The 11,199-nt window shown below is 47.2% G+C and carries 10 protein-coding genes; 7 read left to right on the forward strand and 3 right to left on the reverse strand.

From position 1 onward, the window contains the following. The first annotated feature begins 139 nt into the window (after positions 1 to 139). Together ACOJS8_RS04915 and ACOJS8_RS04920 are read left to right on the forward strand one after the other, a co-directional pair. The gene (locus ACOJS8_RS04915) at positions 140 to 2,230 is read left to right on the forward strand and encodes a carboxy terminal-processing peptidase (protein WP_420147416.1); all 2,091 of its coding nucleotides are present in this window, start codon (positions 140 to 142) and stop codon (positions 2,228 to 2,230) included. 86 nt (positions 2,231 to 2,316) lie between these two features. Then, entirely contained in the window at positions 2,317 to 2,556 is a 240-nt protein-coding gene (locus tag ACOJS8_RS04920; RefSeq protein ID WP_420147417.1) for a hypothetical protein, read from the forward strand. Between the two features lie 8 nt (positions 2,557 to 2,564). Here the strand turns inward: ACOJS8_RS04920 and ACOJS8_RS04925 are convergent, their stop codons facing one another. Continuing rightward, positions 2,565 to 3,968: an MATE family efflux transporter gene (locus ACOJS8_RS04925; RefSeq protein ID WP_420147418.1), complete on the reverse strand. Its 1,404-nt coding sequence runs from the start codon at positions 3,966 to 3,968 to the stop codon at positions 2,565 to 2,567. 137 nt (positions 3,969 to 4,105) lie between these two features. Here ACOJS8_RS04925 and ACOJS8_RS04930 point away from each other — a divergent pair, with 137 nt between their 5' ends. From ACOJS8_RS04930 to ACOJS8_RS04950, 5 genes are all read left to right on the forward strand, one after another. Beyond that, complete coding sequence (locus ACOJS8_RS04930) at positions 4,106 to 4,885, forward strand: DUF4290 domain-containing protein (RefSeq protein WP_420147419.1); 780 nt, start codon at positions 4,106 to 4,108, stop codon at positions 4,883 to 4,885. 113 nt (positions 4,886 to 4,998) lie between these two features. Then, a complete protein-coding gene (gene murA / locus ACOJS8_RS04935) occupies positions 4,999 to 6,306 on the forward strand; it encodes a UDP-N-acetylglucosamine 1-carboxyvinyltransferase (protein WP_420147420.1) in 1,308 nt (435 codons plus the stop codon). Between the two features lie 206 nt (positions 6,307 to 6,512). Further along, positions 6,513 to 7,160 (forward strand): DUF305 domain-containing protein, encoded by a 648-nt coding sequence (locus ACOJS8_RS04940; protein ID WP_420147421.1) that lies wholly within the window; start codon positions 6,513 to 6,515, stop codon positions 7,158 to 7,160. Between the two features lie 63 nt (positions 7,161 to 7,223). Further along, positions 7,224 to 8,015 (forward strand): bacteriorhodopsin, encoded by a 792-nt coding sequence (locus ACOJS8_RS04945; protein WP_420147422.1) that lies wholly within the window; start codon positions 7,224 to 7,226, stop codon positions 8,013 to 8,015. A 77-nt stretch (positions 8,016 to 8,092) separates the two neighbouring features. Beyond that, positions 8,093 to 8,986, forward strand: a complete 894-nt coding sequence (locus tag ACOJS8_RS04950; protein WP_420147423.1) for an SAM hydrolase/SAM-dependent halogenase family protein — start codon at positions 8,093 to 8,095, stop codon at positions 8,984 to 8,986. A 29-nt stretch (positions 8,987 to 9,015) separates the two neighbouring features. Here ACOJS8_RS04950 and ACOJS8_RS04955 read toward each other — a convergent pair whose 3' ends face one another. After that, on the reverse strand, positions 9,016 to 9,666 hold the full coding sequence (locus tag ACOJS8_RS04955) for an arginine-tRNA-protein transferase (protein ID WP_420147425.1): 651 nt from the start codon (positions 9,664 to 9,666) through the stop codon (positions 9,016 to 9,018). Positions 9,667 to 9,733: 67 nt separating this feature from the next. Beyond that, positions 9,734 to 11,199: ABC transporter ATP-binding protein (locus tag ACOJS8_RS04960; protein ID WP_420147424.1), on the reverse strand; the 1,466-nt coding region annotated here is incomplete at its 5' end.

An 11,199-nucleotide genomic window follows, 5' to 3' on the forward strand; every position in this document is an offset into this window, starting at 1 on the left:
GTATTCGACGTAGAGTTGCTTGATATTGTTAAACAATGAGGACTAAGCGATTGAGTAACCGAGTGAAAAATATGTAACTGATAAAGAACGTACACTCAATTACTCAATCGTTCAGCCACAATTAACCTGGGTAGTATAGATGAAGAAGTATCTGGTAACCCTTGTGCCCGTGCTGATGCTGAGCTTTCAGCCGGATTCGCCTTCGGGAGCGTCCGCATTAAATGGCGCAACGCGAAAAATGTCGCCCATCTCATCGGCCGCAGATGATTTAAAGCCGTCCATCTCACAGGAGAAAGTGGAGGCCCTGGTGGCTAAAATATTAACCCAATACCACTACCGTAAGGTACGGCTCAATGATTCGCTGTCGTCGGTTGTGTGGGACAATTACCTCAAGGAAGTTGATGGTAACAAAACATACCTGTTAGCATCTGACGTAGCGGCCTTTGAGAAATATCGTTATCAGATTGACGATGCGCTGATCAATGGAGACCTGACGGCCGCTTTTGATCTGTATAATATTTTTCGCCAGCGGTATAAGGAACGTAGTGAATTCATTAAGTCCCAATTAAATACGCCTTTTACGTTCACGGCCGACGAAAACTTTAATACGGACCGGGAAAAAGCCCCTTGGCCTAAAACTGTCGAAGAACAGAACGATTTGTGGCGGAAAATTCTAAAAAATCAGGAGTTAGAGTTGCGGCTGGGCAATCGATCGGATAGTGCAGTGGCGGTAACCATGAAGCAGCGCTATACTAATCTCGACAAAGCTCTAAATCGGATAAAAAGCGACGACGTGTTCCAGATTTATATGAACTCGTTTGCCGAAGCGCTTGACCCACACACTAATTATTATTCTCCGACCAACGCGGATCGTTTCAATCAGGAGATGAGCCAGTCGCTGGAAGGGATCGGTGCTATGCTTCAGGAAGATGGAGATTACATCAAAATCACCAGTGTTCTGCCTGGCGGGCCTGCCTTCAAAAGCAATTTGCTTAAAGTGAACGATAAAATTGCCGGTGTCGCTCAAGGCGATAATGGTCCAATCGTTAATACGATGAACTGGCAGGTCGATGAAGTCGTCAAGCTTATTAAAGGTCCAAAAGGAACCGTAGTTCGATTACACGTAGTATCACCGGATGCGCTGGCAGGTGCCCCGCCAAAAGAAATTCGGCTGGTACGTGAAAAGATAAAACTGGAAGAGCAACGGGCTAAGAAGGAAGTAATTGAGGTCTCGGACAATGGAAAGGCTTTCAAAATTGGGGTAATCAATATTCCAATGTTCTATCGCGACTTTGAAGGTGCCCGCAAGCACGAACAAGGGTTCAGCAGCACAACCAGCGATGTAAAGAAGTTTATTGACGAGCTGAAAGCGGATAAAGTTGACGGTATTGTCATTGATTTGCGGGACAATGGAGGTGGTTCGCTTACTGAAGCCATTGATCTGACAGGATTATTTATCCCGAAAGGTCCAGTTGTGCAGGTGCGCGAATCGACCGGCGAAACCGAAGTTTATACCGATCCAGATCCATCTGTTACGTACGATGGGCCAATGGCCGTTCTGGTAAACCGCTTCAGCGCATCAGCTTCAGAAATTTTTGCAGCGGCTATTCAGGATTACAAACGTGGCATAATTATCGGTGGCCAGACCTTTGGTAAGGGAACCGTACAAACGTTGGTTGATCTGAACAGATGGTTGCCCAAAGAGCCCGAGAAAGTTGGTCAGGTAAAAATGACGATTCAGAAATTTTACCGGATTAACGGAAGCAGCACACAGCACAAAGGTGTAACGCCCGATATTGAGTTGCCGTCGGCTTTTTCAGCAGAAGAATACGGTGAAAGTTCTCAAAAAAGCGCGCTACCCTGGGATCAGATTAACTCGACTCGCTATGAACAGTCAAGAGGCATTGATGATAAAATTCTGGCTCGCCTGCGCGACCGATTCGATCAGCGGCTTAAATCTGACCCCGAACTGAAGCAGTTAGCTCAAGACCTGGCTGATTTCAAGAAGGCGAAAGAAAACACCGTTGTTTCATTACAGGAGACGAAACGCCGGAAAGAGCGCGAGGAAGCCGAACGAAAACGGGCTGCGGCAAGTAAAGTATCGCAGGTAAGTGCTCCGGTTGATGAAACGGGAACGCCTTCGCCAAATGCTCCCAAGAAGAAAAAAGATCTGTATCTGAATGAAGCAGGCTTAGTGTTGGCCGATTACATTCTGGCAGTGAACAAATAGGTCATTAGATTGTAATACGTAAAAACCCGTGCATCGAACTGTTGCGCGGGTTTTTCGTTTTAAAGGTACAGTAAGATTCTCTCTTTATGTGGTATTTCCTTATCAAACAGAACGCACTTGAAACGGCTCAATATCAGGCTTTGCAAAAACGCGCTCTCTTAACCGAAGTTGAACTGTTCAATGAACCTTACGACAATTGGCTTGTCTTCTCAATTGAAAAAGACAATTATCAATCCTTTATGAATCATCTCGACAATGAGGGCATTGCTTATGAATTGATGACTGACCGACCAACGCGGTCGGAATTGCTGGAGCGTATGCGCTAACGTAACGCTTATACAGCAGACGCAGTCCATTCCTGCCCGGTTTGCGTGGGCAGATTTGTTCGCTTAACTCTCCGGAAAAATCGCCAGGTTAGCAGCACGGCCGCCATTGTGAGACCAGCCAGCAAACCAATCCAGACGCCAATGGCATCCATCTTAAACGGAAAAGCCAGTACGTAGCTCAACGGCAACGCAACAACCCAGTAAGCAAACAGCGTGATCAACGTTGGTACGTTTACATCCGCCAAGCCTCGTAATCCGCCCAGCGCTACCACCTGAACTCCATCCGATAACTGAAAGAAGCCAGCCATAATTACCAGCGAAGCTGCGATTGTCATAACGGCAGGACTATCACGGATATAGAGTGTAACCAGCCAGTCATTCGCTGTCAGGAAGAGCAGAGCCGCCAGGCTCATAAAACTAACCGACAATAGGAAAGCTGCTATCCCCGCTTTTAAAACGCCCTCCTGGCTACCTCGGCCAACCGCTGCGCTAACCCGAATGGCTGCCGCCGACGAGATGCCTGTTGCCATCATATACGTAACAGACGCCATATTGATAGCAATCTGATGGGCGGCCAGCTGATCTTCGCCAAGCCAGCCCACAATAACGACAGCCAGCGAGAACGTAGCGATTTCAAAGAAAAACGTGAGACCACCCGGAACCCCAAGCCGCAAAATCGTCCAGACATCACCGGTCGTGGGCAACGAACGAAAATCGGGCTGCATATAAGCTTTAAAACGCTCCGCTTTATAAATATACAGCAGCATTGCGCTGGCCATAAATACTCTTGATATGAGCGTAGAAAGGGCCGAACCCATTAGCCCCAGCGCCGGAAATGGCCCAACACCCTGAATCAATACGTAGTTAAAAACAGCGTTGATAAGTAGTGCAGAGAGCGTAATCGCCATAGCTACGCGCGGATAGCGAAGGCCATCGCAGAGCTGACGAGCAGCTACAAAAATTAACAGAGGCAGAACTGACGCGCTTAGAATCAGCATAAAATCACGAGCCAGCCGCGTCACCTCAGGCGTCTGCCCAAACAGATCAAAATTATAGGCTAGCACTAAAGATAAACCGCCTAACGTAACACTTAATAATAAAGCTACTTGTAAGCCTGCACGAAACAAACGGTTAATCGTAGCGGGGTCGTTCTGACTACGGGCCTTCGACACCAAAGCCGCCACCACTGGTAAAGCACCAACACCAATTCCGGACAGCAGAAAGGACAAAGAATTTGCCAGTCCGGCCGCACCCAGAGACACCGCGCCTAACAAACGTCCGACAAACAGATTATCCGTCACCCCCATCAAGACAACGCCTAATTGAGCAATAATAATTGGAATGCTTAACCGGAGTGTATCCGCAATTTCTGTGCGATAGATAGACAGCCAGGAACGTGGAGCAGCAAGCATAGGATAAAGAGAATTAAGGCGACAAAGGTACTATTTCTAATGGGCTTCCGCTTACGAACGTAGCGTGTTCATAGCCCTTGTCCCCTGCTTCTTTCTTCGTACTTTTGTTCTTTACAATTATAAATCAAGCAAGGCTCTTGAAAGAATACGGCAGTAGTATCCAAAAGCTAGTTGACAACATGGTCAACATTGAAGATCGGGAGAAGCGTACCCGCTACGCACACATCCTGATTGAGCTGATGCGGCAAATCCACCCCAACATGAAGGACGGGCAGGATTACTACAACAAGTTGTGGGATGACCTATACATCATGTCTGGTTTTACGTTAGATGTTGATAGCCCTTATCCTCCGCCATCAGAAGAAGCGCTTGGCAAAAAACCGCAAAGGGTTCCTTATAATACGCATCATCTGAAGTTTAAACATTTCGGCCGTAATGTCGATTTATTAGTTGCCAAAGCTGTCGCTTTGGAAGATGCTGACGAACGGCGTGCCTTTGTTTCCTACCTCACCCGCCTGATGCGCACATTTTATCAGGCATGGAATAAAGAATCCGTTGAGGACGAAACGATCTATCAGAGTCTTGTCGAGCTTTCAGACGGGCAACTTTACGAAGATATTAAATTGATTCGGGAGCAGGGTCTTGTCGAATCGACGCCGAGAGAGCGCACTGGCGATCAGCCCCAGCGTACTCCTAATTACCGTAATGACCGCGATGGAAACCAGCGTTCGGGACCAAATCAGGGGCGCCCGAATAACAATTTAGGCCAGCAACGAAATTTTGGTAACCGGCGGGATGGCGGCCAGCAGGGACGTAACCGCAACGATAACGGCCGCAATTTTGGTAACCGGGATGGTGGCCAACAAGGCCCGCGGCCTGGCAACAACCGAAACGACGGACAACGTCGGAGACGGTAAGCTTTTTAATGAATCTTGAAGAGTAAAAAATGAATAATGCTTTACGTATCGTTAGGCGATCATTCATTTTTTACTCTTCAAGATTCATTTTACTTCATTTATTTATTTCCTAAATGGCATCTTTTCAAATTACAGGAGGGCGCAAACTAAAAGGAGAACTCATTCCACAGGGCGCCAAAAACGAAGCCCTGCAGATTCTCTGCGCCGTATTATTGACCAAAGAACCCGTTACGATTTATAATATTCCAAATATCCGTGACGTCAATCAACTCATTGATTTGCTGGGAGATTTAGGCGTCTGGGTAACAAAAATTGGCGAAGGTGCTTACCGGTTTCAGGCTAGCGATGTTAATCTGGATTATCTGGAATCTGAAACCTATAAACGTAAGGCCGCTGCCCTCCGTGGTTCGGTTATGCTGCTAGGGCCAATGCTGGCTCGTTTCAAAAAAGGACGTATTCCCCGTCCTGGTGGCGACAAAATAGGTCGTCGGCGGTTAGATACGCACTTTCTGGGTTTCGAAAAATTAGGTGCTCAGTTTAATTACGACGCCAACGATGGTGGTTATTATCAGGTTGACGCCAGCAATCTGCGGGGTACGTACATGCTTCTCGATGAAGCGTCCGTAACGGGTACGGCTAACGTATTGATGGCTGCCGTAATGGCCGAGGGCACCACCACCATTTATAATGCTGCCTGTGAGCCCTATCTTCAGCAATTGAGTAAGATGCTTAACTCGATGGGGGCCAAAATTTCGGGAGTCGGCTCAAATCTGCTTACTGTTGAAGGTGTAACTGAGTTGAAAGGGACCGAGCATACGATGCTGCCCGATATGATCGAAATTGGGTCATTCATCGGCATGGCCGCTATGACTCAGTCTGAGATTACAATCAAAAACTGCCGAATTCCGGAATTAGGTATCATCCCGGATCAGTTTAAGCGGCTGGGTATCCAAATGGAATTCAGGGGCGATGATATTTTCATTCCGGCACAGGAGCGTTATCAGATCGATACGTTCCTGGACGGGGGGATGATGACGGTGGCCGATGCACCCTGGCCCGGCTTTACACCTGATCTACTCAGCATTGTGCTCGTTACGGCTGTACAGGCGCAGGGAACCTTGCTGATTCATCAGAAAATGTTTGAAAGCCGTTTGTTTTTCGTGGACAACCTGATCGATATGGGGGCTCAGATGATTCTCTGCGATCCACACCGCGCTACGGTTGTTGGCTTAAATCGTCAGGTTTCGCTGAAAGGGATTCGCATGTCGTCGCCAGATATCCGGGCGGGAGTTGCGCTATTGATCGCGGCTATGTCGGCCAAAGGTACCAGCATTATCGACAGCATCGAACAGATTGACCGGGGCTATCAGAACATCGATACACGCCTGAATGCTATTGGCGCTGAGATTATCCGGTTGTAATTTTCCTTATTGTTTTATTATCAAAAGGGCCACTAAGGCCCTTTTTTGTTGAAGGGCAAAATATATTCTGGCATAAAAACCTACAAATCAACGTACTCATAAATAAACCTTCTCTGTTCATTTTTGTCTTTAGTACGTAACAACCTTAATTTAACACTAGGCTTCGTACCAAATTTGGCGCGGAGCCCGACGAAAAAATTCCTACTATGAAAACGCTACAATCCAATCTATCCATCTGGGCAGTGGTTGCCCTACTTTCTGGCAGTTCGTTGGCCGCTTGTGCGCAATCGACATCTACCGGCTCTACAGCCGCCACAACGGCTGCTGATCCTGCCAAATCAATGCTTCTGACTCCGTTACAGCAGAGCATTACAAAACTGAAAAAGCTGGTAGCAACTGGCGATCCCGATTTTGACTACGCTTTCCAGGCTAAAGCACACACGCAAGGCATACAGGATTTGCTGAAAGCAGAAATTCAGAATGGCAAGGACCCGAATATGGTGAACATGGCGAAAACTATGCTCCCAACAATTGAAGCCGACATTACGCAAATAGACGCAACCATGCGACAACTCAAACCAACGCGTCCGAGTCAGGCTTATACGCAGGCGCAAAGCAGAAACGTGGAAGCGATGAGCCTGAAGCTGCAGCAAACCGGTTCCAGTGATAAACTGACGAGTGACCTGGACAAAAACTTTTCAACCTTGCTGATGGATCAGCGCCAAGATGCGATCGACATGGCTACTACGTATTTGCAGTACGGTAACAACGCGACGCTGAAAGCGTATGCACAGCAAATGGTCGACAAGTCCAAGCAGCAAATCGCTACTATGAAAGCGCAACAGCCTAAATAATAAAGTGCATTTCAACATGAATACAGTAATGGCCGTATATTCAGGCCGACCATTACTGTATTCATGGAAGTAACCCATACGTTTATTCCAACAGCCGGTACTGTTGGACTTCTGCCAATGGTCACGTACTTTTTCTTAGTCGTGGCCATGTTTGTTTTTGCCGGTAATTTCATTTTTGCTTCGGCGCTGCTCCCAAACAGCCATTCCGATCGACGTGTCAGGTATGCTTTAGCCGCCACTATTGCAGCCATAGCCGGACTCTCTTATTATTTGATTCAATCCTACTACCGCGATACGCTGGCTGAGCTAGTTTCGGTAACGAATCCTGATGATCGACTGACGCTCCTTCGCGAATCGTATAACCAGATTGGACAATTTCGATACATCGACTGGTTTATAACAGCTCCACTGCTGCTTATTCAAATCGTTTCAGTGCTTAACGTACGGCTAGCCGATATCAAACGAACGCTTGCCGGTTTATTGATGTCCGCTTCGTTCCTATTTTTTGCGAGTTATATAGGCCATCAGCAGCTCTCATTTGATAATGAGATCCAGGCTAGTATGAAAGTTACCTGGGGCCTTATTGCGACAATCGACTACGTATTCGTTCTTTTTGCGCTCTATCGGCTCTGGAAACAATACGGTCCAAATAGCGAACCTGTTTCTCAACGCACCTTCCGGCTGGCAGCTCAGACAACGGCTACGTGCTGGGGTATTTATTTACTGGGTTATTTTCTGACGGTAACTCCTATTGATTTCAGTTGGATTCACATTAGTTTTACTCTTATCGACCTTGTTAGTAAAGCGGGCATAAGCATTCTGCTTTTTACCAGTTTGAAATCACTTGACTACTAAGCTGGCTCGACAGGTGCTATTGCATTTAGCATTCGTTTTAAAATCCCATCGTTCGTCACAACTTTAAGTATGGTCTTATGCGTATCGTTTATGGATTTATTCTATTGGCCCTTTTCGTAAAACCATTAGCTAAGGCACAGAACGGTATTGTCGTGTTTCAATCTGACTTTGGCTTAAAGGACGGAGCCGTTTCGGCCATGAAAGGCGTAGCACTGGACGTATCGCCCAACCTCAAACTGTTTGATTTGACCCACGAAATTCCGGCGTATAACATCTGGGAAGCGGCTTACCGACTCCACCAGACGGTTCCGTATTATCCGAAAGGAACCGTATTTGTTTCCGTCTGCGATTCGGGCGTCGGTACTGAACGGCATTCTGTGGTTATGCTGACGAATTCAGGACACTACGTAGTAACGCCTGATAATGGCACACTAACGTTACTCGCCGAACATGTGGGTATTCGTGAAATCCGCCAAATCAATGAAGCGATCAATCGACGCAGAAACTCAAATGAATCGTACACCTTCCACGGGCGTGACGTGTATGCGTATACAGCTGCCCGATTGGCTTCGCACACCATCCGTTTTGATCAGGTAGGTCCAAAACTACCAAACGACGTTGTCCGTTTACCCTATCAGAAAGCCGATTACGCCAATGGCGTTGTTAAGGGAAATATTCCGATACTGGATGTTCAGTACGGTAATGTGTGGAGTAATATTCCTAAAACATTGGTCGAAAAACTGGGGGTCAAGCCGGGTGCAGCGTTACGTATTCAGATTTTCAAAAATGATGAACTCCTTTACGACAAGTCGGTCCGGTGGGTTAATACGTTCGGGGAAGCTCCTCTTGGCGAGGACGTAGCGTATAGCAATAGCCTGTTAAATTTTTCGCTGGCCGTTAATCAGGGGAGTTTTTCGGAAAAGTACAAGATTTTTAGCGGTCCGGAATGGACAATCACGGTGAGTAAATAATGCTAAAAAAGCTAGCTGACACACTGCTCTTAATCGCCAGCTAGCCTATTTACCGTTTCCCAGGAGAAAGGAAGCCATTTACCACTCATGCTATCGAAAACTTCAGTAGCCGACTCGCAGGCGAATAGTTTATAGTCAAATTTAGGGTAGTTTCTGACCAGATAACCCGGATAATAATACATTTTCTGCTGGCGTTGAGCATAATTTATTTTTTGCAGTATCAGGTATTTACCCAGGCTTTGTTTTCGATAATCCGGATGGTAAAAGTTCATAATGCCCGCAATACTTCGTGAGCCATTATCGAAAATACCAGCCGCAATCAATTGGCCACCATCCCGAACTTCAACAACGTATGTATTAAATATAGACTGTGTTGCTCCATCCAGCAGGCACGCTTCGACCGACGCAGGCGCGTCAAAATCGATAGAATCCCTATACAGTGAATAAAGAGCTTCGATTTCACCCGATAATGTAAACGGTTTTACGTCTACTGAAAACTTTTCGTTGATGCGGAGAAGCCTTAGTTGCTTTGGTCCATAGGTAACCTTTGGCAACACGATACGTAACCAGTGCACGGAACAGAGCCTATCGTCGAAAAGCACAAACTGGCACGTAAAAATGTCCTGTTGCATTCGAAAATAACCCCTACTCAGATATAAATCCAGTGCCGTTCCTTTTATCATTGGATACATCGTTCGTTACGGTCGATTTGCCTAAGTTAAGGATTAAACCAAAATACTGGTGCGCTTAAACGCTCTGCATCATGTTTAATTTCCGGTAAAAACCTTCATCCATCGACAGCAATTCATCGTGCCGCCCCCGCTCAACGATACGTCCCTGATTGACAACCAGAATCTCATCGGCATGTTGAATCGTACTGAGTCGGTGGGCGATAACGAGCGTCGTCCGGTTCGTCATCAGGCGCGTTAACGCTTCCTGAACGAGTTTTTCTGACTCCGTATCAAGGGCGGAAGTAGCTTCGTCAAGAATCAGAATCGGTGGGTTTTTCAGAATAGCGCGGGCAATACTGATACGTTGACGTTGGCCTCCCGACAATTTTCCACCCCGGTCGCCGATAATCGTTTCATACCCATCGGGCTGCGCCATAATAAAATCATGTGCATTGGCAATTCGGGCGGCTTCCATTACGTCGGCTTCTGATGCGGCACTGCCAAACGCGATGTTGTTAAAAATAGTATCGTTGAACAGAATACTCTCCTGCGTAACAATTCCCATCTGGCCACGTAACGACGCCATCGTGCAGTCACGAAGATCAATTCCGTCGATTAAAATTCGGCCTGCTGTTGGATCGTAGAATCGCGGAATCAGATCGGCAATCGTTGATTTTCCCCCACCTGATGATCCAACAAGGGCAATCGTTTTTCCTTTCGAGAGTTCGAAACTAATATCACGTAGCACCGGTGCATCGGCAGTGTACGCGAACGACACGTTCTGAACCGAAATTTTATTCTGGAACGTAGTAAGCGTCTGCGCATCAGGCCTATCCTGAACGTTGGGTTTGGTGTCAATCAGCTCAAGCACGCGCTCACCCGACGCCAGTCCACGCTGTGAGCCGCTAAAGGCATTGGAAATATCTTTGGCCGGGCGAGTCACCTGCGAGAAAATAGCAATGTACGCAATGAACTGAGCCGCCGTCAGGTCCGACTGTCCATTTAGTACCAGCGTACCGCCGTAAAGCAGAATCCCGGCAACCACCGCTACGCCCATGACCTCTGAAAATGGGGAAGCCATTTCCCGCCGATTAGCCAGCGAACGTATCGCGTTACGGTAGCCTTCATTTTCGCGCCGGAATTTATCCAGAATAAACCCTTCGGCTACAAATCCTTTTACAACGCGCATGCCGCCAAATGTCTCGTCCAGCAAACTGACCAATCCGCTCAAACGCTGCTGCCCTTCCTGCGCATCCCGCTTCATGCGTCGGACAAGCGTAGCGATAAAGCCGCCCGAAATTGGAATAACAACAATGGCGAACAGAGTTAGCTTAACAGAAATGCTCAACAATGCAATAATGTAACCAATGAGCAGAAACACTTCTTTCGAGGCAGCCGATAACGTATTGGCAATGGAGTTCTCCACCTCCTGAACGTCGGTTGTAATACGGGAAATCAGGTTCCCTTTTCGTTCGTTGGAGAAAAAACCCAGGTGTAAGTCAACCGTCCGGCTAAAAACAGCTTCCCGCAGGCGAGCGACCA

It is taken from the genome of Spirosoma sp. (assembly GCF_048594605.1).
Taxonomy (GTDB): domain Bacteria; phylum Bacteroidota; class Bacteroidia; order Cytophagales; family Spirosomataceae; genus Spirosoma.